At 67.6% G+C, this 18795-nt stretch carries 19 protein-coding genes and 1 pseudogene; 8 read left to right on the forward strand and 12 right to left on the reverse strand.

Going from position 1 to position 18795, the window contains the following annotated elements; genetic code table 11:
• Positions 1-393: pseudogene (locus ACFVTM_RS00005) on the forward strand (acetyl-coenzyme A synthetase); the annotation flags it as partial.
• A gap of 66 nt (positions 394-459) precedes the next feature.
• Positions 460-1077 (forward strand): hypothetical protein, encoded by a 618-nt coding sequence (locus tag ACFVTM_RS00010; protein WP_390201269.1) that lies wholly within the window; start codon positions 460-462, stop codon positions 1075-1077.
• On the opposite strand, the gene ACFVTM_RS00015 is transcribed toward ACFVTM_RS00010, so the two are convergent.
• From ACFVTM_RS00015 to gluQRS, 3 genes are read right to left on the reverse strand one after another with little or no spacing between them, the layout of a single operon-like run.
• Entirely contained in the window at positions 1074-2075 is a 1002-nt protein-coding gene (locus ACFVTM_RS00015; protein WP_390201270.1) for an NADP-dependent oxidoreductase, read from the reverse strand. The genes ACFVTM_RS00010 and ACFVTM_RS00015 overlap by 4 nt on opposite strands.
• A gap of 2 nt (positions 2076-2077) precedes the next feature.
• Positions 2078-2698: an HD domain-containing protein gene (locus ACFVTM_RS00020; protein ID WP_390201271.1), complete on the reverse strand. Its 621-nt coding sequence runs from the start codon at positions 2696-2698 to the stop codon at positions 2078-2080.
• 9 nt (positions 2699-2707) lie between these two features.
• Complete coding sequence (gene gluQRS, locus ACFVTM_RS00025; protein ID WP_390201272.1) at positions 2708-3643, reverse strand: tRNA glutamyl-Q(34) synthetase GluQRS; 936 nt, start codon at positions 3641-3643, stop codon at positions 2708-2710.
• A 284-nt stretch (positions 3644-3927) separates the two neighbouring features.
• On the opposite strand from gluQRS, the gene ACFVTM_RS00030 reads away from it, so the two are divergent.
• Positions 3928-4437, forward strand: coding sequence for an Lrp/AsnC family transcriptional regulator (locus tag ACFVTM_RS00030; protein WP_390201273.1), 510 nt, complete (start codon positions 3928-3930; stop codon positions 4435-4437).
• Positions 4438-4491: 54 nt separating this feature from the next.
• On the opposite strand, the gene ACFVTM_RS00035 is transcribed toward ACFVTM_RS00030, so the two are convergent.
• On the reverse strand, positions 4492-4947 hold the full coding sequence (locus tag ACFVTM_RS00035) for an Lrp/AsnC family transcriptional regulator (protein WP_390201274.1): 456 nt from the start codon (positions 4945-4947) through the stop codon (positions 4492-4494).
• A gap of 117 nt (positions 4948-5064) precedes the next feature.
• Between ACFVTM_RS00035 and ACFVTM_RS00040 the strand changes: the two genes are divergently transcribed.
• On the forward strand, positions 5065-5727 hold the full coding sequence (locus ACFVTM_RS00040; RefSeq protein WP_390201275.1) for a LysE family translocator: 663 nt from the start codon (positions 5065-5067) through the stop codon (positions 5725-5727).
• 22 nt (positions 5728-5749) lie between these two features.
• On the opposite strand, the gene ACFVTM_RS00045 is transcribed toward ACFVTM_RS00040, so the two are convergent.
• The 6 genes from ACFVTM_RS00045 to ACFVTM_RS00070 form a co-directional block, all read right to left on the reverse strand.
• Positions 5750-6106, reverse strand: a complete 357-nt coding sequence (locus ACFVTM_RS00045; RefSeq protein ID WP_390201276.1) for a nuclear transport factor 2 family protein — start codon at positions 6104-6106, stop codon at positions 5750-5752.
• An 81-nt stretch (positions 6107-6187) separates the two neighbouring features.
• On the reverse strand, positions 6188-7159 hold the full coding sequence (locus ACFVTM_RS00050; protein ID WP_390202074.1) for a hypothetical protein: 972 nt from the start codon (positions 7157-7159) through the stop codon (positions 6188-6190).
• 156 nt (positions 7160-7315) lie between these two features.
• Entirely contained in the window at positions 7316-7816 is a 501-nt protein-coding gene (locus ACFVTM_RS00055; protein ID WP_390201277.1) for a DUF456 domain-containing protein, read from the reverse strand.
• Positions 7817-7941: 125 nt separating this feature from the next.
• Positions 7942-9135, reverse strand: a complete 1194-nt coding sequence (locus ACFVTM_RS00060) for an NADP-dependent malic enzyme (RefSeq protein ID WP_390202075.1) — start codon at positions 9133-9135, stop codon at positions 7942-7944.
• Between the two features lie 304 nt (positions 9136-9439).
• Positions 9440-9994, reverse strand: a complete 555-nt coding sequence (locus tag ACFVTM_RS00065; protein WP_390201278.1) for a helix-turn-helix domain-containing protein — start codon at positions 9992-9994, stop codon at positions 9440-9442.
• 183 nt (positions 9995-10177) lie between these two features.
• Entirely contained in the window at positions 10178-11443 is a 1266-nt protein-coding gene (locus ACFVTM_RS00070) for an MFS transporter (RefSeq protein WP_390201279.1), read from the reverse strand.
• Positions 11444-11623: 180 nt separating this feature from the next.
• On the opposite strand from ACFVTM_RS00070, the gene ACFVTM_RS00075 reads away from it, so the two are divergent.
• The 4 genes from ACFVTM_RS00075 to ACFVTM_RS00090 all read left to right on the forward strand — a co-directional run bounded on the left by ACFVTM_RS00075 (position 11624) and on the right by ACFVTM_RS00090 (position 16793).
• Entirely contained in the window at positions 11624-12718 is a 1095-nt protein-coding gene (locus ACFVTM_RS00075) for a thermonuclease family protein (RefSeq protein ID WP_390201280.1), read from the forward strand.
• Between the two features lie 33 nt (positions 12719-12751).
• Complete coding sequence (rraA, locus tag ACFVTM_RS00080; RefSeq protein ID WP_390201281.1) at positions 12752-13276, forward strand: ribonuclease E activity regulator RraA; 525 nt, start codon at positions 12752-12754, stop codon at positions 13274-13276.
• Positions 13277-13381: 105 nt separating this feature from the next.
• A complete protein-coding gene (locus ACFVTM_RS00085; protein ID WP_390201282.1) occupies positions 13382-15052 on the forward strand; it encodes an MDR family MFS transporter in 1671 nt (556 codons plus the stop codon).
• 277 nt (positions 15053-15329) lie between these two features.
• Complete coding sequence (locus ACFVTM_RS00090) at positions 15330-16793, forward strand: sugar porter family MFS transporter (protein ID WP_390201283.1); 1464 nt, start codon at positions 15330-15332, stop codon at positions 16791-16793.
• A 73-nt stretch (positions 16794-16866) separates the two neighbouring features.
• Here the strand turns inward: ACFVTM_RS00090 and ACFVTM_RS00095 are convergent, their stop codons facing one another.
• A complete protein-coding gene (locus tag ACFVTM_RS00095) occupies positions 16867-18093 on the reverse strand; it encodes an MFS transporter (protein WP_390201284.1) in 1227 nt (408 codons plus the stop codon).
• 38 nt (positions 18094-18131) lie between these two features.
• Entirely contained in the window at positions 18132-18617 is a 486-nt protein-coding gene (locus ACFVTM_RS00100) for a MarR family winged helix-turn-helix transcriptional regulator (protein WP_390201285.1), read from the reverse strand.
• Positions 18618-18795: the final 178 nt, after the last annotated feature.

An 18795-nucleotide genomic window follows, 5' to 3' on the forward strand; every position in this document is an offset into this window, starting at 1 on the left:
GATGACGTCATGAACATCTCCGGCCACCGGCTCTCCACCGCCGAAATCGAATCCGCCCTCGTCTCCCACCCCGCCGTCGCCGAAGCCGCCGTCGTGGGGGCCGCGGACGAGACCACCGGCCAGGCCGTCGTCGCCTTCGTGATCCTCCGCGCCGACGCTGTGGACTCGGGCGAGGACACCGTCACCGAACTCCGCACCCACGTCGGCAAGGAAATCGGGCCCATCGCCAAACCCAAAACCATCCTCATCGTCCCCGAACTGCCCAAAACCCGCTCCGGCAAAATCATGCGCCGCCTCCTCAAAGACGTCGCCGAAGGCCGGGACCCCGGCGACGCCACCACCCTCGCCGACAACACCGTCATGACCCAGATCGCCCAATCACTCAAGAAATAACCCGCCGCGATCGGTATGCTCGCTGTGTCCGCATGCGCGGGCGCCCGTGCATGAGGGGAGGGAACAGTGATCCTGTTTCTGACGATTGTGAGCGGCCTGGCCTGGACCGTGGCCTATGTCGATGCCATCCGGATCGGTTTCAAGGACAGGAGCTACGCAATCCCGGCCGCCGCGCTCGGGCTCAACTTCGCCTGGGAGGCCATCTACGCAGCCCGCTCCATCGCGACCGGAATTGACGCGCAGGGAGTCTTCAATATCGCGTGGGGACTCGCCGACGTCGTCATTGTGTACACGTTCCTGAAGTTCGGCCGGTCCGAACTTCCGGCGTGGGTCACGCGGCGGCTCTTCGTCGGCTGGGCGCTCCTGCTGGGCGTCACGTCCTTCGCCGTGCAGCTGCTGTTCGTCGCCGAGTTCGGCTGGGACGACGCATCCCGCTATTCGGCCTTCCTGCAGAACCTGCTGATGTCCGGGCTGTTCATCGCCATGTTCGTTGCCCGCGGCGGACCCCGGGGCCAGACCCTGCTGATCGCCGTGGCCAAGTGGATCGGCACCCTCGCCCCCACTATTGTCTTCGGCTGGTACCGCGGCTCGCCCCTGATCCTGGGCGTGGGTCTGCTCTGCAGCGTCTTCGATCTGGTGTACGTCGGCCTGCTGTGGCGGTCCCGACGCCGGCTTCAGTCCTAGAGCGTGACGACGATCTTGCCCTTGGCGTGGCCCTGTTCGAGCGCGGCGAAGGCCTCCGCAATTTCCGCGAGCGGGTAGGTCCTGTCCACAACTGGCTGCACGTGGCCGCCGTCGACGAGCGCCGCCAGGGTGCGCAGGTCATCCCCGCTGGGGTGCATAAACAGGTAGCGGTAGCTGGCTTTCGCCTTTCGGGCGCGGCGGCGGATGCCCAAGCTCATGAGCCAGAACACGGCGCTGATCAACGGCGGCGAGCCCAGGTCCTTCGTCGCCGTGAGGGGTTCCGGAACGCCGGCGATGGATACCACCCGGGCGCCGGGCCTGAGGATGCGGAAAGAATCCTTGAGGGTTGCTCCGCCGACCAGGTCCAGCACCGCGTCGAAATCGTGCAGTACTTCGGCGAAGTTCTCCCGGGTGTAGTCGATGACGCGGTCCGCCCCCAGCCGCCGGACCAGCCCCTCACCGCGGGATGACGCCGTGGTGGTGACGTCGGCCCCGAGATACTTGGCGAGCTGGATGGCCAGCGTTCCCACGCCGCCTGCGCCGCCGGAGATGAAGAGCCGGGTGCCGCGGCCCACTCCGAGTTCATCGCGGAGGGCCTGCAGTGCCGTGAGTCCGGCCAGGGGCAGTCCGGCGGCGTCGGCGAATCCGAGCGACGCCGGCATGGCGGCCACGAATTCCTGCTGCACGCACACCAACTCGGCGAAGGCCCCGAGCCGCGTCTTGTCCACCCGGGCGTAGACGCGGTCCCCAAGGGCGAAACGGCTGGGCCCGGGTCCGACTGACTCCACCGTCCCGGCGACTTCACAGCCTGCGACGATCGGCAGGCGGACGTGATTGATGGGACGGAGCGCGCCCTGGCGGAATTTGAAGTCCACCGGATTAAGCCCGGCCGCGCAGACTTTGATCCGGACATCGCCCGGGCCGGGCTGGGGAGCCGGAACATCGCGGAACTCCATGGCATCCGGGCCGCCGTAGCGGGTGAGGACGTAGGCACGCACGCTTAGTCCCGCGTGGGCTCGGATTCGGCGGAAGGAGTTTCGTAGGCGAGGTTCTCGTAGTCGGTGTCGTCCGCCTCGTCGAGCATGTCGTCCAGTTCCGCCAGCAGCCACGGGTTGATCCGGGCGAGGATCTTCCGGGTTTCCTCGACCGGGACGGCCGCGTAGAGCACGGGGCGGGCGTCGTCGTAGCGGGTGACCGGGGGCTTGTCCGGCCATTTTTCGGCCAGGGCCTTGACCCGTTCGGGCAGCGAATTGTGCGCGTTGTCGGCAATCTTGACCAGGGTGGCGTCGTGGTTCTCGGCGATGTAGCGGATGCCGGCCTGGTAGTCGTCGGGGTTCTCGTGCAGGCGCTTCGTGACCCGTTCGATGATGTCCACGGCGCGCTCGGAGACGCCCATGTCCAGCAGGGCCTGCCGTGTCATCGGGGTGTCCTCGGCGATGTCGTGGAGGTACCCGGCGATCTGGATATCGTCGTCGAAGTCCGCCAGGGCATCGCCGACGGCGAGCACATGCTCCCGGTAGGGCCGCTTGAGCTTGTCCTTCTGGCGGTTGTGGGCCACCTCGGCCAGGACCCTGGCTGTCTCAACGGTGAAGCGGGGCTGGGGGTGTGCGGGCTCGGTCATGAATCCAGCCTACGCGTCGCGGCTGGCCGTTCGGGGCGGGGCGCCGGGGCCCGGGAGAGCTGCGTTCATTCCGGTCCATACCCAGGGGTCGCGCGGCAGCGTGGCAGGGTCGAAAGCGGTAAGCGCCTGTTCGAGGCGGCCGGGCGGAAGGCCGAGGGAGGCAAGCAGCCCGTCCCGGACCTGCTCCGCGGTCACGCCGGCCAGCGCCAGGTCAGCGAGCGTGACGGCGCCGTCGCGCTTGGCCAGCCGGGCGCCGTCGGCGTTCAGAACGAGCGGCACATGCGCATATTCCGGAACAGGCATATTCAGGAGGGACGCCAGGTAGGCCTGCCGGGGTGTGGAAGGCAGCAGGTCATCGCCCCGGACCACCTGGTCGATGCCTTGCTCGGCATCGTCTACCACCACTGCCAGGTTGTAGGCAGTCACACCGTCGTTGCGCCGGAGCACGAAGTCGTCCACCACCCCGGTGTAGTCGCCGTGGAGCACGTCCCGGACCGCCACCTCGGCCACGGCGGAACGGAGCCGGACCGCTGGCGGCCGGGTGGCCCGCTTGGCGGCGCGCTCGGCGTCGGTGAGGTTCCGGCAGGTCCCCGGGTAGGCGCCCTGCGGAGCGTGCGGCGCGGACGGCGCCTCCTGGATCTCGCGGCGGGTGCAAAAACACTCGTAGGTCAGCCCGGCCGCTGTCAGCTGCGAGATCGCCTCGGCGTACAGGTACTCGCGGTCTGTCTGGCGCACCACGCCGCCGTCCCAGTCCACGCCGATCGCCGCGAGGTCGCGGAGTTGCTCGGCCTCGGCGCCGGCCCGGGCACGGTCCAGGTCCTCCACCCGCATCAGGAACGTCCGCCCCGTGGACCGGGCGAAGAGCCAGGCCAGGATGGCGGTCCGGAGGTTGCCCACGTGCAGTTCGCCGGAAGGACTGGGGGCAAAGCGGCCGGCTGACGTCATGGCACCAGCCTATGCGGGCACAGCACAAGAGCCCCTCAGCTACCGATGACTTCGGGAAATCCGACGTCGGTAGCTCAGGGGCTCTTGCCGTGTGGTGGTGCGTGCGGAATGACGATGCGTGAACAAGAGTCAGTCAGCGGCGGGTTCCTTGCGGGAGCCTCATCCGGGGTCCGGGTGGTGTGCCGGGGTGCCCGTAGCCTTCGGGACCGTGGCGGTGGCCGCGTCCCTTTGTTGTCACCATTTGAGCAGAAGCCCTACAGTTGGTGCAACGGACAGTCGCATGAATGGTCAATCTGATCAACTACAGCCGGTACTGTGAACAGGAAGTGGTCATTTTGCAGGAGCTGGACTCAACGGACCGGCGGATCCTCGCCGCGCTGGATGACGATCCCCGCGTGCCGGTCATGGTGCTGGCGCAGAAGCTGGGCCTGGCCCGCGGCACTGTCCAGTCCCGCCTGGAGCGGATGACGGCGTCGGGCGCGCTCCGCCCGAACAGCAGCCGGGTCCTGCCGTCTGCCCTGGGCCGGGGCGTGGCGGCGGCGGTGAGCGCGGAACTGGACCAGAGCCACCTCAACGAGGCAATCGCCGCTCTGCGCAACATTCCGGAGGTGCTCGAATGCCATGCGCCCGCCGGCGACACCGATCTCCTGATCCGGGTGGTGGCAAAGAGTCCGGATGACCTCTACCGCGTGTCCGAGGAAATCCGGCTGTGCCCCGGCATCGTCCGGACCTCGACGAGCATGTTCCTGCGCGAAGTCATTCCTTACCGGACTACGGGACTGCTCGGCGCCTGACGCCTTCGTCAGGACCCGGCGCCCGGGGCCCGCGCCTATTTTTCCAGACTTTGCCTAGACCGGCGGCCCGACGTTGGTCTTGAGGTTCTTCATGACCAGCGTTGATGTCAGGCGTTCGACGCCGGGCAGCGATGTCAGTTCGGAATCGTAGAAACGCTGGTAGGACGGAAGGTCCTCGGCGATGACCTTGAGCAGATAGTCCGGCGAGCCGAAGAGCCGCTGGGCCTCCACGATGTTGGGGTTGTCGGCCACCCGGTTCTCGAAGATCTCCATGGTGGAGCGGTCCACCTGACGCAGCGTCACGAAGACGATGGCCTCGAACCCGAGTCCCACCGCGGCCGGATCGACGTCCGCCCGGTAGCCCCGGATAATCCCGGCGGCTTCGAGATCCCGCAGCCGGCGGTGGCACGGGGCAACGGTCAGCCCCACCTTGCCGGCCAGGGCCGTGGCAGTCATTCGCCCGTCCGTTTGAAGGTGGCGCAAAATACTTCTGTCAATATTGTCGATCACGCAATTATCTTACCCAAAAGCCGCGATTCTCCAGTAAATAGGCGAACACTTCCGGGCCGATTTTGCCTAGAGTTTTCCCTGTACCCGCAACGAGGGTGCCGCACCCCTGGAGCCGCCATGAACCCCCAGCTTTTCCTCGCCTTCCTGGTTGTCGCCGTCGCCTTGGCGTGCACGCCCGGCGTCGACTGGGCCTACTCGATCGCCGCCGGGCTCAGGCAGCGCAGCTTCGCGCCCGCCGTCGCCGGGCTGTGCGGCGGCTACGCCCTCCACACGGCGCTCCTGGTGCTGGGGCTGGCGGCACTGCTCGCCGGGTTGCCCGGCGTCCTTGGCTGGCTGACCGTCGCGGGCGCCCTCTACCTGCTCTGGCTGGGATTCAGCACCCTGCGGTCCTGGCGCGGGGCCAGCTTCAGCGCCGGCACCCCGGCTCCCCCGGCGGCGGCGGCCGCCAGCCAGTTCCGGATCTTCCTCCAGGGCATGGGGATCAGCGGGATCAATCCGAAGGGCCTGCTGTTCTTCGTGGCCCTGGTGCCGCAGTTCGTCAGCCCCGAGGCCGCGTTGCCGGTTCCGGTCCAGTCGGGGCTGCTCGGGCTGACCTTCGTCCTGCTCGTGGCGGTCATCTATAGCTGCGTGGCGCTCCTGGCACGCAAACTGCTGCACGCCCGGCCGGGCGCGGCGCGTCAGGTGACGCTGGCCAGCGGGATCATCATGCTGGTCCTGGGCGCCCTGCTGCTCGCCGAGCAGATCGTGCCGGCCGTCAGCGCAGCGCTGACCCGCGGGTGAGCCCGGGAATCCGGCGTGAGCGCTACTTGCGCTGCATGTACCACTCGGTGAAGGACGACGCGCGGCCGTCCGCGGTCAGCTGGATGATCCACAGGTTGTCATAGCTTCGGCTGTTGCCGCGGTACGTCGTCAGGCCCTGCACGAACGCCCTGCCCCCGTCGACCCCCAGCAGCTTCCACTCAAACGTCCAGTCGTCCGGCTCATCGCGCCCGGCAATCCAGTGCTCCACGATGTCATCCCGGCCCTGCCACGGTTCGGCTTCCTGGGGGCTGGTCGCATAGACGGCGTCCTCGGTAAACAGGGCCCGGATGTCCTGTGGATCGTTCGTTGTCCACGCCGTGATGTAGTGCTGCATCCAGCGCTCCACAGCATCTCTCATGCCTTTTTTGTACTCCCCGCCATGGGGGCCCGCAAGAGTAGTGGATACGTGTATTTGGCGCTGATCCGGCGCGTAAACCGGTCAGTTGTCGTCAGGCTGCCCGTATTCGCGGTCCCAGAGTTCGTGCATTTCCGCGTCCTTGCGGATGGCCTTCACGGCCTCCAGCTGTGCCGGTTTCCGGCGCTGCCAATCCCTGGCCCCGAGGGTTTTGCGGCCTGCGTCCAGGAGGAGCAGGGCACGGTCTGTCAGCGCATCGCTGCGGAGGGTGAAGTCCGTTTTCCTGCGCCGCAGGACCTCCTGCAGGGCGGAGCGGGAAGCGCTGTAGGACCCCAGCCGGCGCAGGGACCGGGCACGCACCAGCAGCAGCGCGGCGGACAGATCGTCCGCATTCAGCAGCCCCTCGGTGTCCGCCACCACGTCATCGTCGCGCCCCAGCTCGGCGGCCAGTGAACAGCGGGCCAGGGCCAGCGGCAGCGACGGCGGCAAGCCGGCCAGCGCCGCAAGCGCCGCCTCGGTCTGGCCGGTCTCGCGCAGGGAATGGGACAGGGCCAGGAAAACGGCCTCCTCACTGAACAGCGCCGGGACCTCGATCCGCTCGGCCACCTCCACCCTGGTGACCACGCCGGCCAGGTAGACGGCGGCGTAACGGTTGGCGTCGGCGTCGTTCCGAAGGCTGAGGCCGTGCTGCAGGAGATCGGACGCGCGCAGGTGCCCGCCATGGGCGTACGCCAGCAGCCCAGCCATGAGGTAGCAGAGTCCGGCCCAGCCGGGGTACGCGCGGGCCAGGGTGATCAGCCGGTCCGGATCGGTGCTGCCAAAGATGGCGGCGTGCACGGCTTTCGCCGTCTTGGCGGACGTCCGGCCGCCCACCTTGCCCAGCCGGGGGACGCCGCCCTCTGCGGTCAGCGTCCCGGGCTTCCGGCCCGCCATGAGTCCGGTCACCACGCCGCCCACGTTGCCGGCCAGGCCGCGGACGGGCGTCCGGATCACGGGCGTGCGGAAGGGCGTCAGGTCGCGGGCGTCGGCGTACGGCCTGCGCTTGCCCGCGGGCATCCCACCCGCGGGCATCTGCCCAGCGGGAATCAAGCCTGCGGGAATCAAGGCCGCGGGAATCAAGCCGGCGGGGATTTGGCCGATGGGGAGGTGGGGGGCGGATTCGCCAAGTCCGGCGCTCATTCCCTCATGGTAGTAGGCTCCGGCTGGCCGCTGCTAGGCTGCCGAAGCCACCCAGAGGCCGATCACCCAGGTGCTCGCGGCGAGGCACGCGAGGCCGAATTCCACGATCATGCCCAGGCCGGTGGCCTTCAGCGCGGCCCAGCTCGAGGCCACTGCCCTGCCGAACGCCCGCGTGCGCAGCAGCTCGCTCAGCAGGAGCCCGGCCGCGAAGCCCAAGAAGAGCCCCACCACGGGGATGATGAACATGCCGGCAACGCCCAGCACCAGGCCCACCACCAGCGAACGGCTCGGGATGCTGTGCTCCTTGAGCTTCCGGCCGGTCAGGACGGCGCTGGCGGCCATGCCGGCCAGGACGAACACCAGCCCGATCCCGAAGACCACCCAGCCCGTGGTTCCGGCGCCGCCCCACAAGGCCCAGGCGAGCAGGCTCAACCCGATCAGGATGCTGCCGGGCAGCACGGGAATAATGGTCCCGGCCACGCCCACCAGGATGGCGAGCCCGCAGAGCACAGTCACGGCAATCTCGGGGTTCATGGGCCCAGTCTAGGCGGGAAGGGACCCGGCCCGGCCGGGAAAGGGCCCGGCCCGGCGACGGTGGCACCGCTCCGTTAGACCTAAAGCAGGCAGTGCCGCCGTCGCCGGTTCGGCCGCGCGCGGGTCTACCCGGCTTCCACCGCCGCGGCGACTGCAGCGGTGACAGCCGGCGCCACCCGGGGGTCAAGCGGGCTGGGCACGATGTAGTCGGCGGAGAGATCGTCCTCGGCCAGTTCGGCGATGGCCCGGGCCGCGGCGAGCTTCATGGCCGGGGTGATCCGGCGGGCGCCGGCGTCGAGGGCTCCGCGGAAGATGCCGGGGAAGGCGAGGACGTTGTTGATCTGGTTCGGGAAGTCGCTGCGTCCGGTGGCGACCACAGCCGCGTACTTGCTCGCGACCTCCGGCAGGACTTCCGGGTCCGGGTTGGACAGGGCGAACACGATCGAGCTGTGGTTCATCAGCTTCAGGTGTTCCTCGTCCAGCTTGGCGGAGGAGACACCGACGAACACGTCGGCGCCGAGCAGGGCCTCTCCCGGGCCGCCGGTCACGCCGCGCGGGTTGCTGCGGGCGGCGAGCTCGGCCTTCTTGCTGGCCGGATCGGCCGCGATGTCCGCTCGGTCCGCGGTGATCGCGCCACGGGAGTCCAGGAGGACGACGTCGCCAATCCCGGCGGTCAGCAGGATTTCGGCGACGGCGATTCCGGCCGCACCGGCGCCGGAGACCACCACGCGCAGGCTGTCGAGCGTCCGGCCGGTCACCTTGGCGGCGTTGGTCAGGGCGGCGAGGACCACGACGGCGGTACCGTGCTGGTCATCGTGCATGACGGGGCAGTCCAGTGCCTCGATGAGCTTGTCTTCGAGTTCGAAGCAGCGCGGCGCGGCGATGTCCTCGAGGTTGACGGCGCCGAAGCTCGGGCGCAGACGGACAAGGGTCTCGACGATTTCGTCGACGTCGGTGGTGTTGAGGACCAGCGGGATGGAGTCGAGTTCACCGAAGGCCTTGAAGAGCGCGGACTTGCCCTCCATCACGGGCAGCGAGGCGCTGGCGCCGATATTGCCCAGGCCGAGCACCGCAGTGCCGTCGCTGACGACCACCACAAGTCGCTGGGCCCACGTGAGCGTCTTGGCGAGCTCGGGGTTGGCATGGATGGCGCGGCTGACCTGGGCGACGCCGGGCGTGTAGGCGATGGAGAGGTCGCGCTTGCTGGCGAGCGGGACGGTGCTGGAAATCGACAGCTTGCCGCCCTCGTGCGATGCGAAGATTTCCTCGTCGCTGAGCACGGCTACCGTCTCGGCCGGGGAAGTGGAATCGGCGGGAATGATCGTTTCAGTGGACACGTCTTTGTCTCCTGGGATTCACCGTGGGCGCACGGCTCATGAAGCTCAAGCACAGGGATGCTCAAGTTGGTCTGGCGGGGGCGGCGGCAACCAAAGGTGGCGGTGGCGTTAGGGCCCCCGGAGTTGATGGCGTCAGCCGGGTCCGGTCCAGCAATGGTAAACAGGGCATTCACCCGGTTACGCCGGGCAAGGGCCGCATTGGGCCGTGGTTAAACGTTTACGCTCTGGGTTAAGTGACCCGGATCACGCTTAAAAAGTGTTTTTCGGGGCAATTGGTCTAGACCGGTTACGCGGCCTGCGGAGCGCGCTGCAGGAGCGAGCAGGCCTTCTTGAGGTCCTCCTCCGCTTCGAAGAGGGACAGCCGGCGGCAGCGGACGGCCTGGACCAGTCCAGTGACCGTCAGCAGCAGGACCCGGGCCACGGCGGCGTCGCCGCAGGCGGCCGTCACAGCCTTCTCGGCCGTCGCATCGATTTCCCGGAGCAGACGCGTGGTGTCGGTGTCCTTGACGTAGACCGCCCGGTTCAGGCACTGCTCCACGGCAGGCTGCATTAGGCGCATGTGGAAGATCTCCATCACCACTCCCACAAGGGCCTGGGCTGCAACTTTTCCCTCCGCGGAGCTTCCTGCCAGCAGTTCGCCCAGTTGCTTGCGGTAGAGCGCCAGGACCAGCTGGGTGGAGGAGGGGAAGTAGCGGTACAGCGTCCCCAGCGGCACATCCGCCTTGGCCGCCACCTCGGAGAGGACCACGGAGTCCAGGCCCTTGCGGGCAAATCCGGCGGCAACGTCAAGGATCCGGACGTAACGGAGCCGTTGCCGGGGCAGAGTGGGAGGAGGGGCCATCGGTGGAAGATCTGAGTGAAAGTCAGGCATCAGCAGCGTTCCGGGGGGTCGTTTTTCTCGGCAGCCGGGCGCCATCCGCCCACCGCGCTGCCGCGGCAATTGCCGTCCACTATACGCCACCAAACCGGGCATCTGGCCCGTCGAGCCGGGCCCCAGCGGCCCCCGGAACGGGCCGCGCCCGGCTCAGTCCACGCCCTTGATCTTCACCACGAACACGGCACCGAGAAGCCCGATCACGGCGGCCGCCACATACAGCGCAACATAGCCGCCCCAAAGGGCTACGAAGGGGTAGGCGATCAGCGGGGCAAGCACCTGCGGCAGCGAGTTCGCGATGTTGATGACGCCAAGATCCTTGCCCCGGTTCAGGGCCGTGGGCAGGACCTGGGTGATGAGGGCGAAATCCACCGCCAAGTAGCACCCGAAGCCGATGCCCAGCACGGAGGCGCCGATCAGCGCACCCGGCCAGGTGGGCGCGAACGCAAGAATGAGCGAGGCCACGGCGATCACGGCCGACGAGATGATGACCAGCGGCTTCCGGCGGCCCATCCGGTCGCTCAGCCGGCCGCCGACCACGCTGGTGACAATCACCATGACCGCATAGAGGCCCGTCAGGATCAGGACCCCAACCGCGGGCTCAATCCCTTCGGTGTCGCGGAGCCGGACTGCGTCGTTGAGGAAGAACAGCAGGTACAGGGTGACCATGTGGTTGCCGATGTTCACCAGCAGGCGCGTCAGCCAGGCCCAGGCGAAGTCCGGGTAGCGGGCCGGGGAAATCCAGAAGCCCCGCAAAAAGCCGGCTAGGCTGAACGGCGGGCGGGCCTGCGCGGGCAACGGAACGTCGTCGTTCTTGAAGTAATAGAGCACGACGCCGGCAAGCAGCGCCGCCGCGCAGACGAAGTACCCCACGGCGAAGTTTCCGGCGACGGCGGCCGCGATCACCGCCCCTGCCAGGATTCCGGCTGTCTGGCCCATGGCTGCCAGTCCGCCCACCATGCCCCGCTGGGGAACGGGCACCCGGTCCGGGATGGCCGCGGTGATGGCCGCGTAGGCGCCGTTGCAGCCGGCCTGGACAAGGCACCACAGCAGCGTCATGGCGGCGATGCCCGGGGCGCCCGCCAGCGCGATGAGTGCCGCGGCGCCCAGGACGGCGCCGAAGACAACCCACGGCACCCGGCGGCCCCGCCGCGAGGTGGTCCGGTCACTGAAGGCGCCAAAGAGGGGGTTCGCTACAAGGGACACAGCCGCGCCCGCGCCCGTCACGAGGGCCAGGATGGCTTCCTTGTCCGGTTCGCTGAACGCCGCCGCCTGCTGGCCGAGAAGCACCTGGAGCGGGCCGAAGAACGCCGCATTGATGCCGACATTGACCAGCACCACCCCCGCGGTCCAGACAGGCCGGACGCGGCGTTCGGGTTCGGCGAGAGCCGGCGCGGTGGTATCGGACATGGTCATGGTCCCCCCTGGAACTGATGATCAGGCAGATGTATCAGTGCGGAGCCAGACTATCGGGACTCGGCAGATCTGTTCGCAATGTGCCGGAAACCGCCGATTTGGCATTCAGCGCAGTAAGGTCATCGTTGAACCTCCAACTATGGAGAAGATCATCAACACTCGTTCCTTGGGGGAATACTTTTGGTTTCAACATTGCCGGGCGCTCTCGCCCGAACCAAGGCCGTGGGGATCGCCCTGGCAGCACTTATGGCGCTCAGTGGCTGCAACTCCAGCCCGGCTGCAGAGAGCAACGCCGCCAGGAGCGAAGCCACCGGCTCCGGCGCGGACCAGGCCACAGTCATCCGTGTCATCGACGGCGACACCTTCGAGGCCTCGATTAACGGCGAACAAAAGACTGTCCGGCTTCTGAACGTCGACACTCCGGAGACCAAGGACCCTAACGCGCCAGTCGAATGCATGGGTCCGGAAGCGACCAAAGGCCTCGAACAGCTTCTGCCCGTCGGGGCCAAGATCAGGCTCGAACTGGACGTCGAACCACTGGACAAATACGGGCGCACGCTGGCAGGGGTCTTCGACTCAGCCGGAAAGCTGGTCAACGCCGAGATCGCCAGGCTGGGCCTCGGGGTTCCCGTCCTGTTCGAGCCCAACAAGAAGTTTTATCCGCCGGTTGTTGAGGCCTTCGACGAGGCTCGTGCTCGGGGCGTAGGCCTGAACTCCTCAGTCGTCGCGTGCCTGCCGTCGCAGGAGGTTGCAATTGCGGCGCAGGCTGTTGAAACCCTGGTCGCCGCTCCCCTTTCCGATTCCGCGGCCGATCTGGACCGGGGCCACGCCGGGCTGGTCGCAGCCCTCGCGACGGTCGCCGCGCTCAAGGCAGAGGCCAAGGATGGAATCCACTGGGCCGCGTACAAGACAACGCAGGTGTCGGCGATGCTGAACCGGTTGGACTCAGCGGCTACGACTGGGGCTGCCAAGCAGGCCGCCATTGGAGCGAAAAAGAAGGAACTCGCGGATGCAGAAGCAGCCGCAGCAGCCGCTCGCCAGGCCGCCGAAACTGCTGCCGCAGGGGCGGCCGCCGCGGAGGCCGAGCGAATTCGCAACCTGCCGCCCGCGCCGGCGCCCTACGTGCCCCCGGCACCTGCCCCCTACGTCCCGCCAGCCTATGTACCACCTGCGTATGTGCCCCCTGCCCCCGCACCCAACCCGTATCCGGGATACAACGGCCCTCGCTGTTATGCCCCAGGCGGCAAGACGTGGACGCCGTGTAGCAAGAGGTAGTACGGCCCCTGGGACTCGGCAGATCCATTCCATATGTGCGAGTCTCTGGGGGAACCACCCCCATGCATCCGAGGAGAATCCGTGAACGCTTCCGCCGTCAATACCGCCGACCTCTACGATGAGCGCGGCGGGGAGCTGGACTCCGTGTCCTTGCAGTTCCAGTCCCTGGGCGGCCACAGCCACTTCCGCGGGCCGGTCCGGACTATCCGTTGCTTCGAGGACAACGCGCTGGTCAAGTCCGTGCTGGCGACTCCCGGCAACGGCTCGGTACTGGTGGTCGACGGCGCCGGCTCCCTCCGCACGGCCCTGATGGGGGACCTGATCGCGGCGAGTGCCGTCGCGAACGGCTGGGCCGGCGTCGTTATCAACGGCGCCATCCGGGACCGGATCGCCATCGCGGGGCTGCCGCTCGGGGTCAAGGCGCTGGGCAGCAACCCGCGCAAGAGCGCGAAAGAAGGCGCCGGTGCCGTGGACGTGCCGCTGGAGATCGACGGCGTGGCCATCCGCCCCGGCGCGATGATCTGGTGCGATCCGGACGGGATTCTGGTCGAACGCTGAGGACATTTTTCACCGGGAGGTAGTGGCGGGAACAATTCAGCCAGTAACATAGTTACTGAAAGCAACTATCCGCTTAGATTCCCCACACTTCCCCTTGGAGCAGTCATGTCCAAAACCACCTCCGTGCGCGCCGCGGGAGAGGTCCTGACCCACCGTCAGACCGTCACCGTCATGGTGGGACTCATGCTCGGCATGTTCCTGTCCTCGCTGGACCAGACGATCGTGTCCACCTCGATCTACACGATCGCCAACGACCTCGACGGCCTCTCCTTGCAGGCCTGGGCCACCACCGCCTACCTCATCACCTCCACGGTGACCACGCCCCTCTACGGCAAGCTCAGCGACATCTTCGGACGCCGCCCGCTGTACCTCATCGCCATCGTGATCTTCCTCGTCGGCTCGCTCTACGCCGGCTCCGTCCACTCCATGACTGAGCTCGCCATTGCCCGAGGCATCCAGGGCATGGGCGCCGGCGGCCTGCTGGCACTCGCCCTGACCATCATCGGCGACATCGTGGCACTCAAGGACCGGGCCAAGTACCAGGGCTACTTCATGTCCGTCTTCGGCATCTCCTCCGTTCTGGGTCCGGTGGTCGGCGGCGCCCTCGCAGGCTCCGAGACCATCCTCGGAATTGACGGCTGGCGCTGGGTCTTCCTCATCAACCTGCCGATAGGCCTCGCCGCCCTCGTGGTGGTGTTCATGTACCTGCACCTCCCGGCCAAGCACGTGAAGCAGAAGATCGACTACTGGGGCGCCGCCGCCATCACCTTGGCGATCGTGCCGCTCCTGCTCGTCGCCGAACAGGGCCGGAGCTGGGGCTGGAGCTCCGCCAACTCCTACCTCTGCTACGGGCTGGGCGTTGTTGGCATCATCGCGTTCCTGCTGGCCGAACGGCGCGCCGGCGACTACGCGCTGATCCCGCTCCGGCTGTTCCAGAACGTCACCTTCGGCCTGTCCTCGCTGCTGAACTTCATCATCGGCATCGGCATGTTCGGCGCCATCGCGATGCTGCCCATGTACCTGCAGCTGGTCAAGGGCCTCACCCCCACCGAGGCCGGCCTCATGATGATCACTTTCACCGTGGGCATCCTGACCGGCTCCATCACGGCCGGCCGGACCATCTCCGCCTCGGGCACGTACCGGATCTTCCCGATCCTCGGCACGGCGGTCTTGACCGCCGCCGCCGTCGTGATGGGCCTGTCCCTCGGCGTCGACACGCCGCTGTGGGTGCCGGGCGTCATCGCCGTGTTCTTCGGCCTGGGCCTGGGCTTCTGCATGCAGCCCCTGACGCTGGCCATGCAGGTCTCCGTGCCGTCCAAGGACATGGGCGTGGGCACCTCCTCCGCCGCGTTCTTCCGCTCCATGGGCGGCGCAGTCGGAACCGCCGTGTTCATCTCGATGCTCTTCAGTCTCGCGGCGGACAAGATCGCCACGGGCATGAAGGACGCCGCGCAGAACGCGGACTACCTCAAGGTGCTCAAGGATCCGGCCGTGGCTGCCGATCCCGCCAACGCCAAGCTCTACGACTTCTTCAGGAACGGGGCGAGCAACGATTCCCTGAACGACACCAGCTGGCTGCACACCGCCAACCAGACGCTGACCCGCCCCATCACCGAGGGCTTCGCGCAGTCGATCGACGCCGTCATGCTCACGGCCGCCGCGCTCACCGGCATCGCCTTCCTGATCACCTTCGCCCTGCCGAACAAGAAACTCACGGACCCGAAGGCAGCCGCCAACGCGGATGGGGCAGCGGCAGTCGCGGCCGCCGCCCACTAGCGGAGCACCGGCAGGTCCACGTCACGGCAGGCAGTCTTTGGGACTGCCTGCCGTTGTCGTCTGCCGCAAAACCGGGCCCGGGGAGGGCGTCCGACGCCGAAAGACTGCCCTGCGTGACGCCTGCGGACCCCGGCCCGGCCAGGCACGGTTGGCGGCAGGGAAACCGTGTGTGTTTAGCCTCACTTTCCGAAGCTTGTGATTCGCGGCACGCCGGCCCGGGTGTAAGACTGGGTAGTTGCGGCTTAGGCCGAGGACCGCGAACTGCCAAGGGAGCCGTATGACCATCACCCAAGACCAGACCGCCGCCAAGATCCCCAAACGGGTCATTTGGCTGGCCGTGGCGGGCGCCGTCGGCGGCTTCCTCTTCGGCTTCGACTCCTCCGTCGTCAACGGCGCCGTCGACGCGATCAAGGACGAGTTCGCGCTGAGCGAGGCTGTGACCGGCTTCGCCGTCGCCGTGGCCCTCCTCGGCTGCGCGGCAGGCGCCTACCTGGCCGGCAAGGTCGCCGACCGCTACGGCCGAATCCCGGCCATGAAGCTGGGGGCACTGCTGTTCCTGGTCAGCGCCATCGGCACCGGGTTCGCGTTCGGCGTCTGGGACCTGATCTTCTGGCGGCTGGTGGGCGGGCTCGGCATCGGCCTGGCCTCGGTGATCGCGCCGGCCTACATTTCCGAGATCTCCCCGCGCCACGTCCGGGGCCGCCTGGCCTCGCTGCAGCAGCTGGCAATCACCACCGGTATCTTCGCAGCCCTCCTCTCCGACGCCCTGTTCGCGAATTCGGCCGGCGGAGCGGACCAGGCCCTCTGGTTCGGCCTGGAAGCGTGGCGCTGGATGTTCATGGCCGCCGCCGTCCCCGCCGTGGTCTACGGCTGGATCGCCTTCACCCTGCCCGAATCGCCGCGGTTCCTGGTCTTCCAGGGCAAGGACGAGGATGCACTCAAAGTCTTCAAGTCGATCGCCCCGAACGAGGACTCGGACCGGCACCTGCGCGACATCAAAAAGGCCATCGACGAGGACAAGCTCGCCGGCCAGAAGGGCTCGCTGCGCGGCAAGGCCCTGGGCCTGCAGCCTGTGGTCTGGATCGGCATCATCCTGTCCGTGCTGCAGCAGTTCGTCGGCATCAACGTGATCTTCTACTACTCCACCACGCTGTGGAAGGCCGTGGGCTTCCAGGAAAAGGATTCCCTCACTATCTCCGTTGCCACTGCCATCACCAACATCCTGGTGACGCTCGTGGCGATCGCCCTGGTGGACCGGATCGGGCGCCGTCCCATCATGCTGGCCGGCTCCATCGGCATGGCCCTCTCGCTCGGCACCATGGCCGTGGCCTTCGGCTCCGCCACCGGCTCGGGTGACGCCATCTCCCTTCCCGGGGCCTGGGGTCCGGCCGCGCTGGTTGCCGCCAACGTCTTCGTCATCAGCTTCGGCGCCTCGTGGGGTCCGCTGGTCTGGGTGCTGCTGGGCGAAATCTTCCCGTCCCGGATCCGCGCCCGCGCCCTGGGCTTGGCCGCAGCGGCACAGTGGATCGCCAACTTCGCCATCACGCTGAGCTTCCCTGTCATGGCCGCGGCCTCGCTGCCCCTGACGTATGCGATGTACGCGCTGTTCGCGGCGGCGTCGTTCTTCTTCGTGATGTTCAAGGTGCCGGAGACCAACGGCATGTCCCTGGAACAGGCCGAAACGCTGTTCGTCCCGAAGGGTTCTGCAAAAGACTCTGCAAAGGACTCCGCGAAAGCCTGATCCCGGCACGTGGAAAGTGGTAACAGAAACGCCCATGTTCAGCGGAACATGGGCGTTTCTGTTGTCTCGTCGCCTAGACCACGTGCGGTTCGTGGGCTGCCAGGTAGCGGCGTCCGCCGAAGACCACGGCAATCGCGACCACCATGGCCAGTGCGCCGGCGAAGAAGGGCACCTGCGGGCCGAAGTGCTCGCCCAGCTGCGCGGCCGCAAAAGGTGCCAGGGCGCCGCCCATCCAGCGCACGAAGTTGTAGCCGGCCGAGGCGACCGGCCGCGGCGAATCGGAAACACCCATGGCCAGCTCCGTGTAGATGGTGTTGTTGACGCCCAGGAGCGCCCCGGAGATGACCACGAGGACCACGACGGCGGGCACTGAGTGCCCGGCGGCCAGGCCCAGCCCCAGAAGGTCCAGCATCAGCACGAACAGGGTGCCGGTGAGGACCCGGACCGCGCCGAAGCGGTTCTGCAGCACGGGGGCAACGAAAACCGAGCACACGGCCACAGCCACGCCCCAGCCGAAGAACACCCCGCCGATCCCGTAGGCGTCCATGCCGAGGATGAAGGGCGTGAAGGCGAGGACGGTGAAGAAGCCGTAGTTGTAGAACAGGCCGCTCGCCGCCGTCGTCCTGAGCCCCTTGTGCCCCAGGGCCAGCAGCGGGTCGCGGAGCCGGACTTTCCGCTCGGGCAGCGGAGTCTTGGGCAGCAGGGCAATGAGCGCGATGAACGCTGAAGCCATCAGCACGGCGGTGCCGAAGAACGGGGCGCGCCACTGCCAGCCCCCAAGCAGTGCACCCAGGAGTGGGCCGAGGGAGATGCCCAGGCCGAGGGCGGCCTCGTACAGGATGATCGCGGTTCCGGCGCCGCCGCTTGCGACGCCGACAATCACGGCCAGCGCCGTGGCCACAAACAGGGCGTTGCCCAGTCCCCAGCCGGCCCGGAAGCCGATCAGCTCAGCCACGCTGCCCGATGTGCCGGACAGCGAGGCGAACACGACGATCACCGCCAGTCCGATCAACAGCGTCCGCTTCCCGCCGATCCGGGAGGAGACGTAGCCGGTAATCAGCATGGCGACGGCGGTCACCAGGAAGTAGCTCGTAAAGAGCAGCGACACCTGGCTCGGGGAGGCGTCCAGGTTCTTGGCGATCGCCGGCAGGATGGGATCCACCAGCCCGATGCCCATGAAGGCGAAGACGGCTGCAAGTGCCGTCGCCCACACCGCCTTGGGCTGTTTGAGCAGTGAGGCCTTCTCGGCCTCGAGGGTGACTTCGGCTGCCGGCAGGGTGTCGGCGGGCTGGCCGTGCATGGGGGTACTCCTAAGTATTTGGGAATGAAGGTTGAAGATCAGGCCTGGAGCGTCGCGTTGATCCGGCCAATGACCGGCAGGGCAGCGGCGAGGGCGGCGCGGTCATGGTCCGAGAGGGACGAGAGGACGCCGGCCATGACGGCGTTGCGGCGCTCATTGGCGGAGGCGACGGCGGCAAGGCCGGCGTCCGTGAGGCGCACGCGGACGGCGCGGGAGTCCTCCGGGTCCGGTTCCCGGCGGGCGAGGCCCGCGCGCTCGAGCTTGATGATCTGCTCGGTGGCGCTGGGCACCTTGACGCCGAGATTCCGGGCGATTTCGCCCACCCGCACGCCGCCGGCCGCGGAAGCAGTGGCGGCCGTTGCGGGCCCTGTGTCCATCAGCATCTTGAGCGTGCTGAGCTGGGCGGCACTGAGTTCGCCGTCGGCGTCGAGGCGGCGGACCAGGTAAATGCTGTGGCGGAGGGCCTCGCGAAAGTCCTGGGCGAGGGCGAGGAGGCCGGGGTCAGCCGGGTCACTGGCGTTCATAGTTAGGTAGCCTAACAGTTAGGCAACCTAATGGTCAAGGAACGAGCCGTTGCCCTATCACTCGTGGTTGCTAAAACCGGCTAAAACCGGCGAATAGCAGCCAAAAGTGATAGCGCAACGGGTGGGGGAGGTTGCTCCGGGCCGCGCGGGGCCTAAGCACGCCGACGCCGGAACTCAC

It is taken from the genome of Arthrobacter sp. NPDC058130 (assembly GCF_042884475.1).
GTDB lineage: Bacteria > Actinomycetota > Actinomycetes > Actinomycetales > Micrococcaceae > Arthrobacter.

Excerpts from the sequence above, each read along its gene's own strand:
- ACFVTM_RS00020 (WP_390201271.1), bottom strand. The coding sequence starts at position 2,698 with ATGACCGAGCCCGCACACCCCCAGCCCCGCTTCACCGTTGAGACAGCC.
- gluQRS (WP_390201272.1), bottom strand. The coding sequence starts at position 3,643 with ATGACGTCAGCCGGCCGCTTTGCCCCCAGTCCTTCCGGCGAACTGCAC.
- ACFVTM_RS00030 (WP_390201273.1), top strand. The coding sequence starts at position 3,928 with ATGGTCAATCTGATCAACTACAGCCGGTACTGTGAACAGGAAGTGGTC.
- ACFVTM_RS00040 (WP_390201275.1), top strand. The coding sequence starts at position 5,065 with ATGAACCCCCAGCTTTTCCTCGCCTTCCTGGTTGTCGCCGTCGCCTTG.
- ACFVTM_RS00045 (WP_390201276.1), bottom strand. The coding sequence starts at position 6,106 with ATGAGAGATGCTGTGGAGCGCTGGATGCAGCACTACATCACGGCGTGG.
- ACFVTM_RS00050 (WP_390202074.1), bottom strand. The coding sequence starts at position 7,159 with ATGCCCGCGGGCAAGCGCAGGCCGTACGCCGACGCCCGCGACCTGACG.
- ACFVTM_RS00055 (WP_390201277.1), bottom strand. The coding sequence starts at position 7,816 with ATGAACCCCGAGATTGCCGTGACTGTGCTCTGCGGGCTCGCCATCCTG.
- ACFVTM_RS00065 (WP_390201278.1), bottom strand. The coding sequence starts at position 9,994 with ATGGCCCCTCCTCCCACTCTGCCCCGGCAACGGCTCCGTTACGTCCGG.
- ACFVTM_RS00070 (WP_390201279.1), bottom strand. The coding sequence starts at position 11,443 with ATGACCATGTCCGATACCACCGCGCCGGCTCTCGCCGAACCCGAACGC.
- rraA (WP_390201281.1), top strand. The coding sequence starts at position 12,752 with ATGTGCGAGTCTCTGGGGGAACCACCCCCATGCATCCGAGGAGAATCC.
- ACFVTM_RS00085 (WP_390201282.1), top strand. The coding sequence starts at position 13,382 with ATGTCCAAAACCACCTCCGTGCGCGCCGCGGGAGAGGTCCTGACCCAC.
- ACFVTM_RS00090 (WP_390201283.1), top strand. The coding sequence starts at position 15,330 with ATGACCATCACCCAAGACCAGACCGCCGCCAAGATCCCCAAACGGGTC.
- ACFVTM_RS00095 (WP_390201284.1), bottom strand. The coding sequence starts at position 18,093 with ATGCACGGCCAGCCCGCCGACACCCTGCCGGCAGCCGAAGTCACCCTC.
- ACFVTM_RS00100 (WP_390201285.1), bottom strand. The coding sequence starts at position 18,617 with ATGAACGCCAGTGACCCGGCTGACCCCGGCCTCCTCGCCCTCGCCCAG.